Here is a 20,511-nt window from a genome sequence, read left to right on the forward strand (position 1 = left end):
GTTTTTCAAAAGGGGTCTGACCCAGAATATTAGTTAGGATCAGACTCCAGCTGCTATCCTAGAGAGCCGCTACTCTATTATCCTTCCATATCTTCAAGGATCCGGGTATACTGTTCTTTTTTCTCTTGAATGTACTCCTTTGAAGCCTCGTGACCCATTGTTTTTGGCTCAAAACCTTCTTCATACATTTGATCTTTCACACCAGGCTCTTCTAAAATGTCCAAAAATGCCTTTTCAAGAACTTTAATAATCTCAGGATCTGTTCCCGGCGGAACTGCTACGCCGCGGTCTATCCCTGCAGTCATGTCATAGCCTAATTCCTTAAATGTGGGAACATCAGGGAGAGGATCAAAAGTTTCCTCTGAACCAATTGCCAGTATTTTCATTTCATCTTTATAAGTAACAAGGTCATTAGAATTCCCAAGAAGAACTTCTGTATTTTTCCCTAGAAATGCTTGAAGGGATGGGGCACCTCCATCAAATGGTATATACTGCATTTTAATTCCGGCTAATTCCTGAAATTCCAAGAATGCCATGTGGTGACCTGTGTATGTCCCAGATCCTGCAACGGTAATCGATCCTGGATTCTCTTTCGCTTTATTTACAAGGTCTTCCACTGTATTAATCTCACTATCTTTCGAAACCGCAATCCCAATCGGAGTGGCTTGCATAATGACAACAGGTACAATATCTTCTGTTTTGTAGCCTGTATCTTTATTGGATAGAGGCTGCAGGATAATGTGAGGAATGTTCATCCCAGATAAGAAATAACCGTCTGGATCCTTATTCGCTAATTCACTCCATCCAACTGCACCACCGCCGCCAGGCTTATATTGGATCACAATTTTTTCACCCAGATATTCTTCTAGGTAGGGCTGCTGACGCCTTGCCTCTACATCTGACTGACCGCCTGGTTCAAATGGTAAGCTATACGTAATCGACTTCGAAGGATAATCAGAAACGTCTTCTGAGCCCCCTGCATTGGTCGAACAGGCAGCTAATAGGTATAACCCAGCCACGAATAAAAATAAACCATAAACTTTTTTCATACTTTACCTCCTCGTTTTCATGTTTTTTCAAATCACCCGTCTTGGAAGCGCTATCATTTTTCAGGAAATGAATCTGCCTCTTCTTGAGACATATTATGGATTAGTGATTTTTCTACACTAACTAAATGATTCAGCATTGCTTCTTTTGCTAGCTCGGGATCCCTTGTTTTTAACGCATCCACAATTTCTTGATGCTCTTGAACTGATTGGCTCACTCTTCCCGGAATCTTCATCGATTGAATCCTCATTTCCTCTAACAAATCAATTAAGCTCATCATGATTCGAAATAAGAATGAATTTCCGGAAAGCCTAGCTAAAGTTAAATGAAACTTATGATCTAAGTTAGACAGCTGTTCAATACTTGCATTTTCTTTAATTAATCCTTTTGCGTTATCTACGATTGCAGATAATTCCCGCAAATCCTTTTCTGTGATCCGCGGGATAACCCACGTGATTCCGTTGACCTCTAATACCTTTCGAATGGCATATAAGTCCGATATGTCCTCTTTTTCAAGAAAAAAAGAAGTTGCAAGTCTCCCCAAGTGTTCTTCTTTATTGGAAACATAGACCCCGTCTCCATGTTTACTGGTTAAGTAACCCATCGCCTCTAACATCTTATATGCTTCTCTCACGGAATTTCGGCTTACTCCCAGCAGTTCTGCCATTTGCCGTTCACCCGGAAGTCTTTCCCCTTGTTTAAACTTCTCCTCGTGAATCAGCTGTTTGATATAATCCAATACAATACTAGAAACTCCTTTTCGATTTAGCTTAAAACTTTCATACACAGATCACACCTCTTCAAACGGTTTCTCGCAAGCAGCCTTTTTAATCGACATGTTTAGATTGATAGTTTTAAATTTACTAGAATCAGCGGCTAGTGCCTGAGGGAATGCCACTCCAACTCTCTCAGCTAACGATTGCAGTTCATTGTCTACTGCTTTAGATAGAAAAATCCCCTCTTTAGTTCGTTTTTGCCATTCGCTGTATCTTCTTTCTCCAGGAAAAAGAATGTCAGTAACATTGGGCTGCTTCGGTACGTTTTTCATCTCTTCTAAGAAGGCTGTCATAATCTGTTGGAAGTGATTAATCGGCATAAACTTCTCGATATCAAAGAGGACAAAAAAGTGACCGACATTAGCCTTTTCTTCTATTTCTTCATAAATGCTTCTGACGTGAGGACCATAGACAGCACCAGAAATCACACCAGCAAAAATTTCAACTGCTAATGCTAAGGCAAATCCTTTTGCTCCTCCCATTGGCAGAACAGCTCCCTGCAATGCTTTGCATGGGTCCTCTGTATCAAATCCTTGTTCATCAATTGCCCATCCTTTTGGGATAGAATCTCCTTGTTTTGCAGCCAAAATAATTTTGCCTCTAGCTACCACACTCGTTGACATATCAATAATGATGGGCTTTTCATTGCTTGCAGGGAAGCCGAAAGCAATTGGATTCGTACCAAAAAATGGTTTTATGCCTCCCCATGGCGGAATGCCTGGTGGTGAGTTAGTAAAAACCATGGAGGCGACCTGTTCGGTACAAGCAAGCTGACAATAATAAGAGGCTGCCCCAAAATGATTACTATTTCGAACTCCTACTGCAGCAACCCCTGTCTCTTTCGCGAGCTTAATTCCTTCTTGGATCGCTATAAAACTCGTAATTTGACCGAGACCGTTATCCCCATCTACCAACAGAACGGATGTCCCTTTTTTCTCCACCTTCACGTTCGGTGTTGCATTAATCGTTTTTGTTTCCATCATCCTTTTCGCATAGATACAGATCCTGCTAATACCGTGACTATCAACCCCTTCCAGGTTTGCCCTGACTAAAGCGTCTGCAGCTATTTTGGCATATGGTTCAGAAACACCTATCGAAATAAATACCTCTTGAGCAAACATTTGTAAGTCCTCTGCCCGATAAATAGGCAACCTGATCCCTCCTTTTTTGAAACTGTATTCTAAGCCAGTTTGCCCTTATTCTCATTTATTCGTTTTTCAATAGCAAAATGTATAATGATTTCAGATTGAACAAAGGACGGGTTTCCCTTCAAGTACTTTTCCGACTTCTTCGGCGACCAGCTCTGATGTCCGGAGCTGTGATTCCTCAGTTAAACCGGCAATATGAGGGGTCAGCACTATTTTTTCATTTGAAAGTAATGGATTCTCAGGATGAATGGGCTCTGTTTCGATGACATCCAGATACGCACCACTAATAACTTGATTTTCGGCTGCTGCTAGCAAATCCTGTTCATTAATGATGCCGCCTCTTGATGTATTGATGATAAAAGCAGTAGATTTCATTTGCTGAAGATTTTGTATTGACAGGAGATTCCTGGTTTCATTCGTCAGAGGAACATGAATGGATACAAAATCTGATTGGGTCAGTAATTCATTCAGTGAGACAGGCTGGACATTAAGTTCATTGAGGACATAATCAAATTTAGAAACAAAGGGATCATATCCTACCACATGTAAACCAAAACTGTTTGCCCGTTTGGCAACCCGCTTTGCAATCTCTCCCAATCCGATCAGACCTAGTGTCTTTCCTGATATTTCAAATCCGGTAAATTGTTTTCGATTCCAGTTACCTTTATGTACATCACTGTTTGCTTGAAAAAGTTTTCGGCTTGCATCAAACATGGCAGCAAACACATATTCAGCAACCGATGTGGCATTGGCATTCTTTGCATAGACAATTCTGACATTTTTTGCCTTAGCTGCTGGAATATCAATATTATCCATCCCTACCCCAAGTCTTCCGATCACCTTTAATTGAGGAGCTTGGTCCAGCAGTTCCTCATTGACATTGGTTTGATTCCGTACAACGAGTGCATCCGCATCTTGAATCTTTTCAAAAAGCAAGTCCTTCTGCCAAAGCTGGGGATCATAGACGACGTCACCAAACTGTTTTAATAGGTGTAAGCCATTTTCCCAAATCATTTCGGTAATTAAGATTTTCATTTAGTCCTCCTCCAATACCAGTGGAAAGGAGGAGGCCCCGCCAAAAGTGGTCTGCAGCCACTTTATTTCGGAAGCCTCTACTCCTGCTTGTTAAATACTGATTCCTACGCGATGGATAGCAAAGCCCGTTTGTTCCTTTAGGATTTCGGACTTTGTTAATTTACCATTACAAGTTTCCAAAACTTCGTCATATACAAGATTGCCTGCTTCTTCAATCGTAAGGGTATCATCAAATATTCCGCTTAAATCCAATTCCATAGTATCCTGCATAAATTGGAAGGATTCTGCATTTCCGGTAATTTTAATCGTAGGCATAATCGGGTGAGAAATCGTATGACCACCGCCTGTGCTGAACACAAGAATTTGCGCACCTGCAGCCGCAATGCCCGTAATGGATTCACTGCCATGGCCAGGAGTATCCATCACATAGACACCTGGTTCCTTTCTTGTACAAAGCTGAGCGTATTCGAGCCCATCAATAATCGGAGCTTTTCCGGATTTCATATAAGCACCAAGCGATTTTTCTTCAATCGTACTTAAACCGCCGAGAATGTTATCCCCTGTTGGCTGTGAACCGCGAATGTCTTCCCCGCTTTCTAAAGCACGGCGCTCAATTCTGTTAATATACCCAACGATTTTGTCCCCGACTTCTTTCGAAACGGCACGGTCCCGGATGAAGCCTTCTGCACCCATAAGCTCCATCGTTTCTGCTAAGATCGATCTTCCTCCCTGGCTTACAATTCGATCTGAACATACGCCCAGTGCCATATTAGAGCCAATCCCTGAACTCGTATCTGAAGTACCGCAGTTAAGTCCGAACAGGAGGTTGGAAACGCTTACCTTTTCGCGCACTTGTGTAGACAGTTTGCGCTTTAAGAGCATCGCTTTTCGTGTTGCTTCGGCTGTAGCTTCTATCGCACCGTGTGATTTACGGATATTAACCACTTCAACCGGCTTGCCTGTTTTAGCAATTTGATGAGCAATTTCATCAGCTGTACATCCTTCTTCCCGGAAATGGTCAATTACGACTACTCCCCCTACATTTGGGTTCATCCCTGTCGCAACAAGGGTATTAAAAGTATTTCTTAAGTCTGGCCGCACCTGACATCGTCCCAGCGGATGAGTAATTGCGACGGCGCCTTCAATCGTATTGGCGACTCTTTCTGCTGTTGAGTTCGCATATACCGTTCCAGAAAGAATTAATAGTGTATTGCGAATACCGACTGTATCATTCGTACGGACATAACCGTAAAAGTAATCCATCTTATACACGCTCCCCTACTGTTTCTTGGTCCTTTTTATATAAATCTCCGCGGCCCCTGTTGCTTTCAATGTTGTGAATATGCACATGGTCCCCCACCATGATATCCTCCGTAGCTGTTCCAATACTGAGGCCATATTTATAGATGGTTTCTCCTTTCTTTACAGGGCGAATTGCAATTTTATGCCCATATGGAATATCCTTCAAAACTTTAATTGCCTTTTCTTGCCCGTTAATTTCAACGGTAATTTCTCTTCCTTCTGTCATGGTTCGGCTAATGACTGTACCCGTATTGTCCTTCGGATCGATAACATGTACCTCTCTTGCCATTAAAGTCCCTCCCTATTTATTGGTAAATCTTATATTTTGGTTGGTGGCATAGTGGTCATTTGGACCAACCAATGTCTATCCAACGCCATTTAATCACAGCCATTATAATTGTGCAATAGATTCTAAAAATTTTGACATATTTGAATTCTTAATAGATACTATTAAATAACTCAATAATTTTTTCCCCTCGTCTTGTGCTATTTTATTAAGTAGGACTTAACCAAACGAGGGGGATTCATGATGGAAGATGTTAAAGTTAGGCAACCCGAACAGCCGACCCCTTTCTTAACAGAAAAGAGAAAACGGTATATACATGGGTTAATACGAGGGGTTGTTTTAACGTTTGTTCTTACACTTATAGCGGACCAAATGGCAGCATTGCCCTTTTTCTCAATAGCAGGGATCATGATTATTTCTGTTCTGCTGGGGATGACATGGAGCAGCTTAATGGGGGCGCAAGCAAATGCAAGTATTGGCATTGGTTTTAGCAGCAAGTACTTATTAAGACTCGGTATTATTCTAATGGGATTACGACTGAATCTAACCGAGATTGCAGCAGCGGGAGTTTCCGTTATTATAATTGATGTCATCGTGGTTGCTTTTACACTGGTCATTATGATCTATTTAGGCAAGGCTTTTAATATTGATCAGCACTTATCTGCTTTGATTGCTGTTGGTACTGCAGTTTGTGGGGCAGCGGCTATTGTCGCTGTTTCCTCGGTCCTTAAAAGCAAAAAAGAATATACGGCACTTGCGGTTGCATGTATTGCCATATTGGGGACGATTGGGGCTATCGTGTATATAATCCTCTTTCCTGTTTTAGATTTGGATTCTAAAACATATGGGGTATTAGTAGGAGCAACCTTGCATGAACTGGCTCATGTCATTGCAGCAGCCGTTCCTTTAGGAGCAGCAGGAATGGACAATGCGATTCTGACCAAACTTGGGCGAGTGGCCTTATTAGTTCCCGTGACGCTCATATTAGGATTTATGTTTTCTAAAACGAGTGGAAGCCAGAATCCTAAAAAAGGATTAAAAGATTTACCAATTCCATGGTTTATCTTTGGATTTTTAGCTATGAGTGTGGTTACAACGTTTCATCTGATTCCAAATGGCGTCACACAATTTTTGATTGAAGTGAGTGTCTATTTATTGGCAATGGCTATGGCTGGCCTAGGCTTGAGTATTAACTTTAAAGATTTTAAGCAGGTCGGGGTAAGACCGGTCATTGTAGGAGTATTAGGCTTTTTAGCATTAGCCGGAATTGGGCCATTCCTTTTATTGCTTTTGTAAACGAGGATACTTATGCCAGGAATGTGAGGGTGATAAAGATTGAATCTAGAGCACCTGAAAGTATTTTACACGGCAGCCAATAAACGAAATTTTTCAGAAACTGCCAAAATGCTTCATTTGTCACAGCCTTCAGTCAGCTTGCAAATTCGCCAGCTAGAAGACTATTTTCAATGTAAGTTATTCAACCGTACTACAAAAAAAATTGAACTCACCACAGCTGGAGAGTTACTTTATCAAAATGCGAGCAAAATCATTAAATTAGTCAACCAAACTGAAAAAGAAATGCAATGGCTCAATGAATCGATTCATGGAGAGCTCAATGTAGGGGCTAGTAAGACAATTGGGGAACACGTGCTTCCTTATGTGCTGGGCCAATATGTAAAAGAATTCCCCCAAGTCGAGATCAAACTCAAGATTTTAAATTCCGAACAAATTATTGACAAACTGAAAAATGGCGAAATTAATATTGGTTTTATTGAATCGATGATTTCCTATCCCGACTTTTGTCAAAAACCATTTTTGGAAGATGAGCTTGTCATAATCACTTCATCTACATACTCCCATATTCTTATTGGGGAAAATGATAAAATTGCACCAAATGATCTATTCTCGCTTCCTATTATTTTACGGGAAAAGGGGTCAGGTACGAGGCAAGTGGTGGAGGAGCATTTACGAAAAAATGGACTAGATCCTTCACAGCTAAATATCATATTAGAGCTCGAGAATACTGGAGCAATTAAATCCGCTGTCGAATCTGGTTTAGGTGTGTCGATCATATCGAAAGCGGCGATTAGAAAGGAATTGCAATTACATACTTTAAAGGCTGTAACAATCGAGGGGATTAAATTAACCCGTTTTTTCTATACGGTTTATGATGAAAATACCATTTCATTACCGAGTGAATCCTTTATCGACTTTGTTCAGAAGTATGGGGCTGAGAAATCACTTGTCTTTAGTGAAGTTTCAGAAAAGTAAAATCCCGCGTATTGCGGGATTTTTTGTTAGAATAGCATTTATTTAAAGTCCTTCCAGATGATCCTGGCGGTTTAAAAAAAATGTTTTTTTCATATTTTTTGTGATTTGAATATGGTGAACCCCTATATCTCCAGTCAGAATGGCATAAGGCGAGACAGGAGGAATCCCATAAAAAATTTTTAAAAATTGAGAGAGCGTTCCGCCATACGCGACAAGTGCAAGCGAATCACATTCTTGATCACAATCGATTAATTCGTAATAAAAAATGCTCAACTCGATTCCGAAATTGAAGGTCTGACTCCCCATGACGGATTAAAAAAAGATCCATTCGTTTAGACACCTTTCGTTATAGCCTCTTCTAAAAGATTCTTAGTCAAACGAAAAAATCCACTCAAATTCTGAGAGGATTTGTTCTAAAGGGGTCAGACCCTATCTTATAATTCTCCTTTATCATCCTGAGCACCGGTTTGTCCCGGTTTTTTTTCAGCAGAAATTTCACCGCAGGCAATTCTAGCACCAGCTTCACCGGCTGGCTGACTCATCCCATCATCTGGATTCTCATGAATAACAATGCTGGTTCCTTCTTTTGTTAAAAGAGACGTTTTTTCTGTGGTTAGTGTAACATTTGGGGCAACCAAATCCACCTTTACAGAACCATCTTCTTTTACAACCAGATTAGGAAGGTCACCAGCATGTGCGCCTTCAGGATTTAAGAGTCCATGTTTTTTATCTTCCGGATTAAAGTGATCCCCCGCTGATAAAAATTCAGGCGGTTCACACTTTCCGACCTCGTGAATATGAATCGCATGGGTTCCAGGCGGTAATCCTTCCAGGTCTACCTTTACCGTGACGCTATCCGCTTTTTCTTCTAGCTTAATGGTCCCGAGTGAATCTCCGTCTGGGTTAATCATATCTACATCAATTTTTTTCGGTTTTGGGTTAGTCACACACCCTGCTAAAAAAAAGACGGTGATGATGACGATTAATTTTTTCATAAGATCGCCTCCGCTAACGTTGTCTGTTAGCTATCATCACCAAAAATGCCCCTCAATAAACCAAACTCCAAATAGGCCGTTAGTCCTTTTGCTCACTTTTCGATTCAAATTGATTTAGTTTTTCTTCTTCCTTTTTTGAATGTTTCATGAAAAATCGTAAAGCAATAAAAGCACCGATCGTAAAGATCGCCGTCATAATGGCCGCAGGAATATATTCAGATTTATCGTCAGGAAAATAAAGAAACATTGCTAAAATTGACCAGTTCATCATAATCCTGAGCCTTCTTTCTTATCCCTTGTGAACCGTAATAGATATAATCGTAACAGGTTCAACTGGTTTATCATTTGGACCAACTTGTACATTGGCAATTGCATCAAGCACATCAAATCCGTCTATTACTTGACCAAACACGGTATGTCGGTGATCGAGCCAAGGAGTACCGCCTTGTTCGATATACTCATCAATGGCTCCTTGAGGAAAGCCAGCTTGTTCAAGCTGTGATTTAAATTGCGGGTTTAATTCATCAGAATGAACAATGAAGAATTGACTTCCATTTGTGTTAGGTCCAGAGTTAGCCATCGAAAGTGCGCCTCTGAAGTGAAACAATTGAAGCGAAAATTCATCCTCAAACGGATGTCCGTAAATACTTTCTCCGCCCATTCCTGTTCCCATTGGGTCTCCGCCTTGAATCATAAAACCTTTAATTACCCGGTGGAACGTAAGCCCATTATAATACCCATTCTCACTGTGCGTCACAAAGTTCTCTACTGCCTTTGGGGCATGCTCCGGGAAAAGCACAAGCGAAATCGTACCTTTTGATGTATTCATGTCTAAACGAATAATAACTTCATGTGAATGATCAATCTGAGGTAATACGTTTGAGTTGGTCATTATATTCTCCTTTTGTATGTAATTTCGATATTATCATACATGAAATCTAATAGAGATGCATCTTTCATGGTACAATTGTAGAAAATGGTAAATAAACTCGGCTAGCGCCAAGCTTCAGCGCAGGCGATTGCCGAGTTGCACTTATACTTTATACCAAAAATGTTCACTGCGCCGAAATTACATCTTCGCTAAAATTTTTTCCTTTATTAAAGTACAAGAAAGGTGAGTCATATGGAACTAAAGATTGGTGATTCAGTTACAGCTATATATAAAACAGGTCATTATTATGGAGAAATCACAAGAGAACTTGAAAATCATTATACAATAAAAGTGCTAGCTGTTAAAAAGCACCCTATGCAAGGTGATTTGCACCATCCAAAAGAAGCGGAAGTGCCTTTTTTCCATGAACGCAAGGCCTTGGCTTACCGTGAACAGGCAAATGTTCCGAAGCCCATGGTTAAACCTTTTAACGAATCGATTCCTGACTACAAAGAATCGCTAGCCCAGGCACTCTCTGCCTTAATCGAAAGCTTAGAAAAGGAAGATACCCCCTTTTCGCAAAAAAGTCTGTCATGTTTAGAGAATTTGAAAAGAGAATATTTTAAATAATCGGGGCGGCAGGAGATGATGAAAAGTAGTTATTTAGCCATTTATAATTCCAGAGCAGTTGGAATAGAGAAAGAAGATCCTTGATAGGATAAGGCTTCTCGCTCCAAGTTGAGCTGAAACCGGTACAAAAACCTGGTCTCCGCTCCAAATCGAATCTACTCGCTCAAAAGCCCGTGTTCCCTCTTCCAAATTCCAATCGCCGCCCATATATCGTCTTGAGAGCCCAATAATTAGATAAAACGCCCAATACATTCTAGCACCGCCCATAAATTAGACGAAACCGCCCCATTATAGCAATCGCCGCCCATAAAAACAGAAAATACGCCCAATTTTCTTCGTTTGCGCCCAAATCTCCCATTGTGCGCACAATCCCCTAATTTCTCCTGACAAATCTCCCCCTGTGCGCCCAATCCCCCAATATCTCCTGGCATTTCAGCCTAAAAATTTCGTTTCCAACGACCCACTGATAAACATATAGCCATTATCTTCACATAAAAATATTTAATAAACCGAAACTTTCGTAAGGCGAACATCTTTCCAAACCTTCCGTATTGTTTTATAATTTATTTTGACAACCGAAATAATTTAAAGAAGGTGTTTATCATTTCTACGGAAAAGCGAAACCTCATCATCATGTGGTCAGCCAACTTCTTAGTGTCTGCGAGTATGACGATGATTATGCCTTTTCTTTCGCTATATATTGAGACATTCGGGGAATTCAGTGATGAATACGTACAAAGATGGGCAGGTTTTGTTTTCGGCGTAACATTTATTACTGCTTTTCTTTTTTCTCCGCTTTGGGGAAGAATTGGTGACAAGTTTGGATATAAACCGATTTTATTAATTACTGGATCAGGGATTGCAATAAGTGTCTTTTTAATGGGATTTATGGAATCGGTGATGGGACTGTTTATCCTTCGATTTGCAATGGGCGCTGTTACCGGGTTCATCCCAACATCAATGGCATTAATCAGTTCTCAGACACCCCGTGCCCGTGCAGGTAAAATATTAGGGACTCTGCAAATGGGGACAGTCTCCGGGGGATTACTCGGTCCGCTTATTGGCGGTATGATGGCTGATGCTGTTGGATTCGAATACACATTTATTATTACATCAATTTCTATTGCTATTGCCACCATTTTCGTGGCGATCGGAATTAAAGAAATTCCTAAAACCGTTAAAGAAAAGAAAGAATCCATTCATTCAGCAAAAGATGTACTCTCTTTTATTTTCCATAATCGTGTCCTTACAACAATCATGGCCATTTCTCTTATTGTGCAGGTTGCCAATTTTACAATTCAGCCATTGCTTGCTCTTTATGTCAGTGAATTAACACATGCGGAAAACCTTGCGTTTCTTGCTGGAATGGCATTTTCAGCAACTGGATTTGGGAATTTATTAGCTACCAGACAATGGGGAATGCTTGGAGATAAAATTGGTTATGAAAAGGTACTGCTTATTTTACTCTTTTGTGCTTCCTTACTCTTTATCCCACAAGGGCTAGCTACGGAATTATGGCACCTCGTTCTATGCAGATTCTTGTATGGTATGGCCATTGGCGGAATTATCCCTTGTGTAACCGCATATATTCGCCGTGTAGTGCCACTCAATATGCAAGGAGAGGTACTTGGCTATAACACAAGCTGTCGTTTCTTAGGGAATGTAATTGGTCCTGCTCTTGGCGGAATTGTCTCCGGATTCTTAGGAATTGCTCCTGTTTTCTTTATCACTAGTCTGTTGCTCTTGTTTGCCTTTATCTTATTATTCTGGAGCCTTCGAAAAGAAAAAGAAGACGAACATCATTCTGTTGTACACCATTAATGATAATAACTCAACGACAGAACAAAAAAAGAGGGAGCGACTTTATAGGTCGCTCCTTCTTTTTCCTTATTCTCTAGGATGCTGTTGAAATCCGTACATATTCGCGCGGCTTATATTTATATACCTTCTTTTTTTCATGCAAATTTGTCTCAGTACTGATTGGGATTAAGTCAATATCATAGACCTCGTCCCATTCCATATACTCTCTTCTTTGCTGCTCATTGGCAGCCCATGCCGTTATAAAAAGACCAGAAAAAAGGAAAGCACATACCATTATTTTTTTCAGCATGTTAATCACCATTTATAGTTTTCACATGTAATTTCATTTTTATACAAACAAAATTATTAAGAACCTTATTAAATAGGAAGTAATTATTTTTTTCTTTAAAAAATTTGAATATTTTTTCACAAACAGGGCTTTGGACATGCATTCAAGCCTCTCTTCATGTATAATGAGGGTGGCTTAAAAGGCGGTAAGAATCGTTTCTTTTCTTTGGGACATATTGAAAAATACATATCATATTAGCTAAGGGGGGTTCATAGGTGTCTCTTTTACATATAGCCATCCTTTCACCACTTCTGTTGGCTATTTTCGTACCGGTCATTTATAAAATTTCAAAATTTCTCCATTTAGGCTGGTTTGTACTTCCGCTTCCCGTTATTCTCTTCACTTACTTTTTTTCTTTTCTTGGAGATATAAAGAACGGACAAGCTGTAACATCCAGCGTAGAATGGATTTCGTTTTTAGACATTTCATTTGATATATACATAGATGGCCTTGGACTTTTATTTGCCTTATTAATTTCAGGGATCGGCGCTTTAGTCGTGCTTTATTCAATTTACTACCTGGACAAGTATAAGGAACACCTGAATACGTTCTATGTCTATTTACTCCTTTTTATGGGTGCGATGCTAGGTGTTGTTTTGTCAGATAATTTAATCGTCCTTTACGCTTTTTGGGAACTGACAAGTTTTTCTTCATTCTTATTGATTGGTTACTGGAATGAACGGGAAAAGTCACGCTATGGTGCCCAAAAATCCATGCTTATTACTGTATTTGGCGGATTATCACTTCTGGGTGCAATTATTCTCTTGTATGTGATGACGGGAACGTTCAGTATTCGTGAAATCATTGCACAGTCCGATTTCATTGTGTCACACGAGCTGTTACTGCCAACCATGATATTAATTTTGCTTGGCGCCTTTACTAAGTCAGCTCAATTTCCATTCCATATTTGGCTCCCAGATGCAATGGAAGCCCCTACTCCTGTCAGTGCTTATCTACACTCAGCAACCATGGTTAAGGCTGGAATCTATCTAGTGGCCCGTTTTACTCCCCTATTTGGAATTACAGGCGAATGGTTTTGGATTGTTACCATTGTTGGAATCATTACGTTATTCTGGGGATCCTTTAATGCTGTCAAGCAAACAGATTTGAAAGGAATTCTTGCCTTTTCTACCGTCAGTCAATTAGGAATGATTATGTCCATGCTCGGTGCAGGTGCTGCATCCGTTCATTTTGATTTCTTAGATGAAAATATTTATACCGTTGCCACCGCAGCTGCTGTTTTTCATTTGGTGAACCATGCAACCTTCAAAGGGAGCTTATTTATGGTTGTCGGTATCGTCGACCATGAAACCGGTACAAGAGATATTAGAAGACTCGGAGGGCTAATGACGGTGATGCCAATTACGGCTACTATTGCGTTTTTAGGTGCCTTTTCAATGGCAGGTATCCCTCCGTTTAACGGATTTTTAAGTAAAGAAATGTTTTTTACTTCGATGCTAAGAATTACAGAGATGGGTATTTTCAATCTAGAAACATGGGGCCTTTTATTCCCTATACTAGCTTGGGTTGCCAGTATTTTCACCTTTATTTACAGTATGATACTGTTCTTTAAGACCTTTACTGGAAAACTGGATCCTGAAAAATTGGAAAAGAAGCCGCATGAAGCTCCGCTCGGCATGCTAATTCCGCCAGTGATTTTGGCTTCACTGGTTGTCATTTTCGGTTTCTTCCCAGACCTGGTCTCAACTAATATTATTGAGCCGGCAATGGCTAGTATTTTACCTGATTTACTTGGAGACGGTGAAAAATTTGACATCCATATTTATCACTGGCATGGCCTAAAATCCTTTGAACTTTACATGACAATCGGAGTGATTGTGGTTGGAACGTTATTGTACCGATCCCTGCGAAAATGGGATGGAATTTATAATCGTTTGCCAAAGCAAGTGACATGGAACTATTTCTATGACAGAGGAGTTGAGCTTTCACAATTAGGTGCTTATAATTTTACGAAGTCCTATATGACTGGTTCCATTCGTTCCTACCTTGCTTACATGCTTATTTTTTTCGTGGCAATCTTGTTATGGACGATAGGCTATAAGGATGCATTTGCTTTAAGTATGGAAAAAACATCACCAATCAGGGTTTATGAAGTTATTCTTGCTCTCGTTTTGGTGGCTGGATCTATTACAATTCTCGCTGCCAAATCGCGATTAACGTCGATCATTGCATTAGGAGCTGTCGGATATACGGTTTCCTTGTTCTTCGTTGTATTCAGGGCTCCAGATTTGGCCCTGACACAGCTTGTTATTGAAACAGTATCAGTTGCCCTCTTCTTGGTATGCTTCTATCACCTGCCAAAACTAAAACGAGAAGAGAGAGTAAGGTTCAAATTAAATAATGCTCTTATTTCACTCGGAGTAGGCGTAACCGTTACGCTTATTGCTATGTCCGCTCATAGTACAAAGCTGTTTAAACCTATTTCGGAGTACTATGTGGAAAATACGTATGAATTAGCCCATGGTAAAAACATGGTTAACGTGATCCTCGTTGACTTTAGAGGCTTTGATACCCTTTTTGAAATCTGTGTTCTTGGGATCGCTTCTTTAGGGATTTATGGCATGATCAAGCTGCGGCTAAGCGGAAAGGGGGAGCAGAATGAAAAACAATGATGTGATTTTGCAGGTCACAACCAAGGTGATTGTTTTTATCATCGTGTTATTTTCCATCTATATATTTTTCGCCGGACATTACACGCCCGGCGGGGGATTTATTGGGGGATTAATGACTTCTGGTGCAATCGTATTGTTATTGCTTACCTACGATATCAAGACAGTTGCAGAGATGCTCCCGCTCGACTATAAATTAGTAGCCGCTGCCGGCTTATTTATTGCTGCAGCCACAAGTACTGGGGCTCTTCTTTTTGATCTTCCCTTCCTGACCCATGGCTACTGGGAAATCTGGCTGCCGATCTTGGGAGAAACCGGCCTTCATACCGCTGTGTTCTTTGATACCGGTGTGTATCTTGTTGTCGTAGGTGTCACATTAACCATTATTCAAACGATTGGGGTGAGCGAATAATGGAAATATTGATGTCCATTGTAATTGGATTTTTGTTTATGAGTGCAGTTTATTTAATGCTTTCAAAAAGTCTCCTTAGAATTATTATTGGAACGGGACTGCTTAGTCATGGAGCTCACCTACTGATTTTAACAATGGGTGGTTTAAAAACGGGTGCTGCCCCGTTACTTGGGGAACACGCAGAACAATATACAGATCCGCTCCCTCAAGCTCTTATTTTAACAGCGATTGTTATTAGCTTTGGCGTTACTGCGTTTTTCTTAGTATTAGCCTATAGATCGTATCAAGAGCTTGGAACAGATAATATGGAGCGCTTGAGAGGTAACGAAGGTCATGACTAATCTACTAATATATCCGCTGTTAATCCCGTTATTAACAGCCATACTGTTAATCTTTTTTAAAAATATATATTGGCAGCGAACGATTTCAATCATCTCTACTGCCCTGACTTCCATTACAGCTGGTTCCCTGATTTATGTGAACTATACCACAGGGATTCAGTCTCTAAATTTAAGTAACTGGGAAGCGCCTTTTGGGATTACGCTAGTGTCAGATATGTTATCTGCATTGCTCGTAACAGCTTCCAGTTTAATCACATTATTGTGTCTGCTCTATTCATTCCGTTCCATTGGGGAACCAAGAGAAAAATACTACTACTATTCTGTCATGCAATTTCTTTTATTGGGCGTAAACGGAGCCTTTACGACAGGGGATATTTTTAATCTTTTCGTCTTCTTTGAAGTCATGTTAATGTCCTCTTACGTTTTAATTGTTTTGGGAGGAACCAAAATACAATTAAGGGAATCATTGAAGTACTTATTAGTGAATGTTTTGTCTTCTGCTTTGTTCGTCATTGCAGTAGCTTATTTGTACTCTGTGGTTGGAACACTCAATATGGCTCACCTTTCCGCTCGGATTGCTGAGATACCAACGGAACAAACAGGAATTTTAACGGTAATCGCAGTCTTGTTTTTAATAGTGTTTGGCTTGAAAGGAGCTATTTTCCCGCTGTTTTTCTGGCTGCCGGGTTCCTATTATGCACCTCCAATCCCAGTATTGGCCATGTTCGGGGCGCTTTTGACAAAAGTTGGGGTATATTCAATTATGAGAACTTACACCCTGATCTTCAATCATGATCAAATCTATACCCACAGCTTACTTGGCTTATTAGCCCTTCTCACCATTACAATTGGAGTTATCGGAGCTATTGCTTATTCAGATCTAAAAAAAATTATAATCTACAACATCATGGTAGCCATCGGCGTCATTTTGTTTGGTGTCTCCACCATGTCCGAATCCGGGCTAACCGGCTCTATCTTTTATCTGCTCCATGATATGATCATAAAAGCAGCTCTCTTTCTCCTTGTCGGAGTGATGATTACGATTACTGGCACAAGTAATCTGCGAAACATTAGCGGCTTAATTCATAAGTATCCGCTTCTGGCATGGACCTTTTTTATAACAGCCCTTTCATTAGCAGGAATTCCGCCTTTAAGCGGATTTATCGGAAAAATTCTGATTGTTCAAGGCGGATTTGAAGAAGGAGAACTAGTTGGAAGTCTAGTCGTCATTTTTTCTAGTTTATTCGTTCTCTTTTCCGTAATGAAGATTTTTATCAATGGATTTTGGGGAACCCCAAAGGCATGGGATCATGAAGAAAAGGCTCCTGTAAAGTTCCTTCTTATCCCGTGTATAGTGCTAGTCACAATTGCCGTTCTTTATGGTTTTGGGGCAGATGTTACAGAGCCTTTTATTTCTAAAGCAGCAGAAAGCTTAATTAATCCATCTGTATATGTGGATGCTGTTTTAAAGGAGTAGAATTGTATGTCATTTCAACTTTTATTAAACGTATTTCTCGCATTTCTTTGGATGTTTTTGCAAAATTCCTACGACACATCCACCTTTTTAATTGGCTATATTCTAGGTCTCATCATTATGTTTGCATTTAGACGATACTTCCATACAAGATTTTATGTAGGCCGGGTTTGGGCAATTATAAAGCTGATTCTCCTCTTCTTAAAGGAGCTTGTGCTGTCTAATATTTCAGTATTAAAGTTAGTTATTAAACCACAGCTTGATATCGAACCGGGAATTTTTGCACTTCCAACAGATTTAAAAAAGGACTGGGAGATTGTCGTTCTTTCCAATTTAATAACGTTAACGCCCGGAACACTTGTTGTCAAAGTTTCCGACGATCAAAAGACGATTTTTGTTCATGCCCTTAATATTGGGGAAAAAGAGGAAGAGATTAAAGGAATCAAAAATACCTTTGAAAAAGCGATTATGGAGGTGAGCCGATAATGCTGGAGACAGTTCTTTTCGCCTCCCTCGCTGCCATTGCCCTATCCATGATCGGTTTAATTTTCCGGGTAATCAAAGGTCCTTCTACTCCAGACCGTGTCATTGCCCTGGATGGAATCGGCATTAATTTGATTGCGATTGTTGCCATTCTTTCCATCCTGTTAAGAACGAGCGCCTTTTTAGAGGTTATTTTATTACTCGGAATCCTAGCATACATTGGTACCGTTGCCTTTGCAAAATTTTTAGAGAAAGGAGTCATTATCGAACGTGATCGAAACAATCATTGAAGTGATCGTTGCAGTTCTCATTGGATTAGGCGCCTTTCTCTCACTTGTCGCGACGTTTGGTGTCATTCGTTTGCCTGACATCTATACGCGGAACCACGCTATTTCTAAAAGTACAACTTTAGGTATTATGCTTATATTGATAGGTACATTTCTTTATTTTTGGCTGATTGACCATCATTTTAACAGTCGCCTGCTGATCGCGGTTTTCTTTATTTTTGTTACATCCCCTGTCTCTGGCCATTTAATTGCAAGAGCAGCTTACCATTCTGGTGTTAAGCTTTGGGAAAAGTCCAAGCATGATGATATTAAGGAGCATAAATCCTCAGCAGAAGAAATGTAATGCTATGGAAGGAACCCCCTCGATTGACAGCTGCCCATTTTGTTCATACTATGGGCAGTAATGTTGTAAGGGAGGAAAGCCAGATGTATCGGATTCGGGAAGGATTAATCCCTACTATCTTAGGTTTTATCGTTACTGTTTTAGGAATCATATTAATGCAAAACAGAAGACTGGATCGAACGGTTTCCAATACAATTTTGGGATTTGGTCTCGGACATATTGTTTTAGGTGTTATCGATTTATTTGAGCATCGGCATTATCGGTAGAATAGCTGCATAGCAACGAGAAAAATGACGTGTGTTTGGGCATACGTCATTTATTCAGCTTGAAAAGCTTCTCGGTGATTTCAGAATGTGACTTTGAATATCCTCCTGGAAGCATAAAGAAATGGATCAACTGGAGAATTGATCTCTCCAACAGAACTAATATCGATAGTATACGGATCTCTTTTATCTAGAGGTCCCATTTTTTATTTAGACGGTGCTTTCACTTCCCGTTTTTTCCTCTTCCAAACCAAAAATACCGTTAAAAGAATGAGAATTGCTCCAGCGACTATAATGATTTCCTCGATCACCAGCTGAATCGTATCGATTTCTTCTCCAAACCAATACCCCAGGAAAAAGACGCCTGTAACCCATACAAGCGCAGCTGAATAGGAAAGAAGCGCAAATTTCTTATAAGACAGCTTACTGATTCCATATAAAAAGGGCACAAAATTTCGAAACCCTGGCAGAAAATAACTGAGCGGAAGTGAAAAAGTATGGTGTTTATTCATAAATCGAATGGCTTTTTCAAGTGATTGATTTAACCTTTTCTTTTGTTTTATCCATTTTAATAGCGGTTTCCCCAGTAATCTCCCTAAAAGGTAACAGGTAGTTAATGCGCCGACAATCCCTAAATATACAGCGATAAAAGCATATGGGCTTATTAACAGGTCCGTGGAACTGGCGAATCCAATTGTCATAACAATTATTTCATTCGGAATGGGTGCACCAAATACCCCTAGCCATAACCATAGAAATAACCCAAAATAATTAAATTGGTCTAAAATCGATTGCAATGATTCTAAATCCAAGCTGACCCCTGCCTATCAATCTCCCATAATGGGATTTTTCTTTTTTATCATATCAAAAAAGATGCGAAAACAAATATTAAGAAGACTTGTCTGCTTTAAAAATTGAATGCTATTTGTCTATGGGTAAATTGGTCAAGTTCTTTGCATAAGATGGAAGCGAAACCCATTTATAAAATAAGAAAGAAGTGGAGGAACTGATATGTATCGCCCCCGAAGGCGTCTTCCCCCTTTCCGGTATCCGAATTTTCCTATCCAATACGGATTTCAAAACCATTATCAGTTGCCTAGACAATTTCCAGAAGTGGATACCACCTTGTTTGTAGAATCGGCCAAAATTTCCAAACCGCTTCTCACTGAAATTGTGAATCTATTAGACAAAATTGAAGAGCCTGGCCCTTTTTCAAAAAGGTTAATGGATGCGGCCCAAAGATCCGATCAAGCGAGGGTCAGACAATTGCTAAGAGAGGCAGGCGTTAAATCAGATCCGGAAATAAATATTAATCCGGATGGACTGCGATTAACCTTTTTAGGAAAGACAGAAGCTGGAGATTTCTCTAGGATTATGATCGTTTTACGTTGGGGGTAACACCTTAGACATAGCAAAGCAGCTCAAAAACTTGAGCTGCTTTTAACTATCTAGACATAAGGATTTGGCGGATTTGGCGGATATTGCGGATATTGCGGATACGCCTGGTATGGCGTTGGATAATACGGATAGTAAGGATAAGGTTTGGGTCTTAGAATTGCACTACCAATTAGTCCGCCGAATAGTCCTCCAATTAATCCGCCAATAAATGGTCCTCCAAAAAAGAATGGCGAGTATCCAAGTCCAAGTCCAGGTCCAAGTTTTGGTCCAAGTCCAAGTCTAGGTCCAAGTCCAAGTCTTCTATAAGGAAACATAGGAATACCTCCTCTTTACAATACTAAAGCCTATACTAGTTGTATATGCAAAGAGG

Annotated in this window: 27 protein-coding genes; 13 read left to right on the forward strand and 14 right to left on the reverse strand. The window is 40.1% G+C overall.

Annotation, left to right across the window (positions count from 1 at the left end; all coding sequences use genetic code 11):
* Nucleotides 1-77: 77 nt before the first annotated feature.
* The 6 genes from CRO56_RS19705 to CRO56_RS19730 all read right to left on the reverse strand — a co-directional run bounded on the left by CRO56_RS19705 (nt 78) and on the right by CRO56_RS19730 (nt 5,597).
* Nucleotides 78-1,049, reverse strand: coding sequence for a tripartite tricarboxylate transporter substrate binding protein (locus CRO56_RS19705; protein ID WP_097160343.1), 972 nt, complete (start codon nt 1,047-1,049; stop codon nt 78-80).
* Between the two features lie 53 nt (nt 1,050-1,102).
* Nucleotides 1,103-1,834 (reverse strand): FadR/GntR family transcriptional regulator, encoded by a 732-nt coding sequence (locus tag CRO56_RS19710; RefSeq protein ID WP_097160344.1) that lies wholly within the window; start codon nt 1,832-1,834, stop codon nt 1,103-1,105.
* A gap of 3 nt (nt 1,835-1,837) precedes the next feature.
* On the reverse strand, nt 1,838-2,974 hold the full coding sequence (locus CRO56_RS19715) for an Ldh family oxidoreductase (protein WP_245856019.1): 1,137 nt from the start codon (nt 2,972-2,974) through the stop codon (nt 1,838-1,840).
* A 90-nt stretch (nt 2,975-3,064) separates the two neighbouring features.
* On the reverse strand, nt 3,065-4,006 hold the full coding sequence (locus CRO56_RS19720) for a hydroxyacid dehydrogenase (RefSeq protein WP_097160345.1): 942 nt from the start codon (nt 4,004-4,006) through the stop codon (nt 3,065-3,067).
* 90 nt (nt 4,007-4,096) lie between these two features.
* Complete coding sequence (locus CRO56_RS19725; protein ID WP_097160346.1) at nt 4,097-5,269, reverse strand: UxaA family hydrolase; 1,173 nt, start codon at nt 5,267-5,269, stop codon at nt 4,097-4,099.
* 1 nt (nt 5,270) lies between these two features.
* Nucleotides 5,271-5,597 carry a UxaA family hydrolase gene (locus CRO56_RS19730; protein WP_097160347.1) on the reverse strand — a complete coding sequence of 109 codons (327 nt, stop codon included), beginning with the start codon at nt 5,595-5,597 and terminating at the stop codon, nt 5,271-5,273.
* Between the two features lie 240 nt (nt 5,598-5,837).
* Here CRO56_RS19730 and CRO56_RS19735 point away from each other — a divergent pair, with 240 nt between their 5' ends.
* Nucleotides 5,838-6,890 carry a YeiH family protein gene (locus CRO56_RS19735; RefSeq protein ID WP_097160348.1) on the forward strand — a complete coding sequence of 351 codons (1,053 nt, stop codon included), beginning with the start codon at nt 5,838-5,840 and terminating at the stop codon, nt 6,888-6,890.
* 39 nt (nt 6,891-6,929) lie between these two features.
* Nucleotides 6,930-7,865: a selenium metabolism-associated LysR family transcriptional regulator gene (locus CRO56_RS19740; protein WP_097160349.1), complete on the forward strand. Its 936-nt coding sequence runs from the start codon at nt 6,930-6,932 to the stop codon at nt 7,863-7,865.
* Nucleotides 7,866-7,907: 42 nt separating this feature from the next.
* Here CRO56_RS19740 and CRO56_RS19745 read toward each other — a convergent pair whose 3' ends face one another.
* The 4 genes from CRO56_RS19745 to CRO56_RS19760 form a co-directional block, all read right to left on the reverse strand.
* A complete protein-coding gene (locus CRO56_RS19745; protein ID WP_142305229.1) occupies nt 7,908-8,138 on the reverse strand; it encodes a hypothetical protein in 231 nt (76 codons plus the stop codon).
* A gap of 161 nt (nt 8,139-8,299) precedes the next feature.
* Nucleotides 8,300-8,860, reverse strand: coding sequence for a superoxide dismutase family protein (locus tag CRO56_RS19750; RefSeq protein WP_097160351.1), 561 nt, complete (start codon nt 8,858-8,860; stop codon nt 8,300-8,302).
* A gap of 79 nt (nt 8,861-8,939) precedes the next feature.
* The gene (locus tag CRO56_RS19755; RefSeq protein WP_097160352.1) at nt 8,940-9,131 is read right to left on the reverse strand and encodes a hypothetical protein; all 192 of its coding nucleotides are present in this window, start codon (nt 9,129-9,131) and stop codon (nt 8,940-8,942) included.
* Between the two features lie 18 nt (nt 9,132-9,149).
* Complete coding sequence (locus CRO56_RS19760) at nt 9,150-9,752, reverse strand: peptidylprolyl isomerase (RefSeq protein ID WP_097160353.1); 603 nt, start codon at nt 9,750-9,752, stop codon at nt 9,150-9,152.
* 231 nt (nt 9,753-9,983) lie between these two features.
* On the opposite strand from CRO56_RS19760, the gene kapB reads away from it, so the two are divergent.
* The gene (kapB, locus tag CRO56_RS19765) at nt 9,984-10,361 is read left to right on the forward strand and encodes a kinase-associated lipoprotein KapB (RefSeq protein ID WP_097160354.1); all 378 of its coding nucleotides are present in this window, start codon (nt 9,984-9,986) and stop codon (nt 10,359-10,361) included.
* 33 nt (nt 10,362-10,394) lie between these two features.
* Here kapB and CRO56_RS19770 read toward each other — a convergent pair whose 3' ends face one another.
* Nucleotides 10,395-10,613, reverse strand: coding sequence for a hypothetical protein (locus CRO56_RS19770; protein WP_097160355.1), 219 nt, complete (start codon nt 10,611-10,613; stop codon nt 10,395-10,397).
* Nucleotides 10,614-10,964: 351 nt separating this feature from the next.
* Here CRO56_RS19770 and CRO56_RS19775 point away from each other — a divergent pair, with 351 nt between their 5' ends.
* Nucleotides 10,965-12,182 carry an MFS transporter gene (locus tag CRO56_RS19775; protein WP_245856033.1) on the forward strand — a complete coding sequence of 406 codons (1,218 nt, stop codon included), beginning with the start codon at nt 10,965-10,967 and terminating at the stop codon, nt 12,180-12,182.
* A 73-nt stretch (nt 12,183-12,255) separates the two neighbouring features.
* On the opposite strand, the gene CRO56_RS19780 is transcribed toward CRO56_RS19775, so the two are convergent.
* The gene (locus tag CRO56_RS19780) at nt 12,256-12,471 is read right to left on the reverse strand and encodes a hypothetical protein (protein WP_097160356.1); all 216 of its coding nucleotides are present in this window, start codon (nt 12,469-12,471) and stop codon (nt 12,256-12,258) included.
* A 254-nt stretch (nt 12,472-12,725) separates the two neighbouring features.
* On the opposite strand from CRO56_RS19780, the gene CRO56_RS19785 reads away from it, so the two are divergent.
* The 8 genes from CRO56_RS19785 to CRO56_RS19820 all read left to right on the forward strand — a co-directional run bounded on the left by CRO56_RS19785 (nt 12,726) and on the right by CRO56_RS19820 (nt 18,746).
* Nucleotides 12,726-15,143 (forward strand): Na+/H+ antiporter subunit A, encoded by a 2,418-nt coding sequence (locus tag CRO56_RS19785; RefSeq protein WP_097160357.1) that lies wholly within the window; start codon nt 12,726-12,728, stop codon nt 15,141-15,143.
* Nucleotides 15,130-15,552 (forward strand): Na(+)/H(+) antiporter subunit B, encoded by a 423-nt coding sequence (locus tag CRO56_RS19790; protein WP_097160358.1) that lies wholly within the window; start codon nt 15,130-15,132, stop codon nt 15,550-15,552. Before CRO56_RS19785 ends, CRO56_RS19790 begins: the two co-directional genes overlap by 14 nt.
* Entirely contained in the window at nt 15,552-15,893 is a 342-nt protein-coding gene (locus CRO56_RS19795; RefSeq protein ID WP_097160359.1) for a Na(+)/H(+) antiporter subunit C, read from the forward strand. Before CRO56_RS19790 ends, CRO56_RS19795 begins: the two co-directional genes overlap by 1 nt.
* Nucleotides 15,886-17,370, forward strand: coding sequence for a Na+/H+ antiporter subunit D (locus CRO56_RS19800; protein ID WP_097160360.1), 1,485 nt, complete (start codon nt 15,886-15,888; stop codon nt 17,368-17,370). The genes CRO56_RS19795 and CRO56_RS19800 overlap by 8 nt, the downstream gene beginning before the upstream one ends.
* A gap of 6 nt (nt 17,371-17,376) precedes the next feature.
* Entirely contained in the window at nt 17,377-17,853 is a 477-nt protein-coding gene (locus CRO56_RS19805; RefSeq protein WP_097160361.1) for a Na+/H+ antiporter subunit E, read from the forward strand.
* 47 nt (nt 17,854-17,900) lie between these two features.
* A complete protein-coding gene (locus CRO56_RS19810) occupies nt 17,901-18,140 on the forward strand; it encodes a Na(+)/H(+) antiporter subunit F1 (RefSeq protein ID WP_425427236.1) in 240 nt (79 codons plus the stop codon).
* Nucleotides 18,121-18,480: a monovalent cation/H(+) antiporter subunit G gene (gene mnhG / locus CRO56_RS19815; protein WP_097160363.1), complete on the forward strand. Its 360-nt coding sequence runs from the start codon at nt 18,121-18,123 to the stop codon at nt 18,478-18,480. Before CRO56_RS19810 ends, mnhG begins: the two co-directional genes overlap by 20 nt.
* Before the next feature lie 83 nt (nt 18,481-18,563).
* The gene (locus CRO56_RS19820; protein ID WP_097160364.1) at nt 18,564-18,746 is read left to right on the forward strand and encodes an asparagine synthase; all 183 of its coding nucleotides are present in this window, start codon (nt 18,564-18,566) and stop codon (nt 18,744-18,746) included.
* 203 nt (nt 18,747-18,949) lie between these two features.
* Here CRO56_RS19820 and CRO56_RS19825 read toward each other — a convergent pair whose 3' ends face one another.
* Complete coding sequence (locus CRO56_RS19825) at nt 18,950-19,555, reverse strand: DedA family protein (RefSeq protein WP_097160365.1); 606 nt, start codon at nt 19,553-19,555, stop codon at nt 18,950-18,952.
* A 199-nt stretch (nt 19,556-19,754) separates the two neighbouring features.
* On the opposite strand from CRO56_RS19825, the gene CRO56_RS19830 reads away from it, so the two are divergent.
* Nucleotides 19,755-20,141 carry a YuzC family spore coat inner layer protein gene (locus tag CRO56_RS19830; protein WP_097160366.1) on the forward strand — a complete coding sequence of 129 codons (387 nt, stop codon included), beginning with the start codon at nt 19,755-19,757 and terminating at the stop codon, nt 20,139-20,141.
* A 50-nt stretch (nt 20,142-20,191) separates the two neighbouring features.
* Here CRO56_RS19830 and CRO56_RS19835 read toward each other — a convergent pair whose 3' ends face one another.
* Nucleotides 20,192-20,455 carry a hypothetical protein gene (locus CRO56_RS19835; protein WP_245856021.1) on the reverse strand — a complete coding sequence of 88 codons (264 nt, stop codon included), beginning with the start codon at nt 20,453-20,455 and terminating at the stop codon, nt 20,192-20,194.
* Nucleotides 20,456-20,511 lie beyond the last annotated feature (56 nt).

Origin of the sequence: Bacillus oleivorans (assembly GCF_900207585.1) — a bacterium.
In the GTDB taxonomy this organism is placed as follows: Bacteria; Bacillota; Bacilli; order Bacillales; family JC228; genus Bacillus_BF; species Bacillus_BF oleivorans.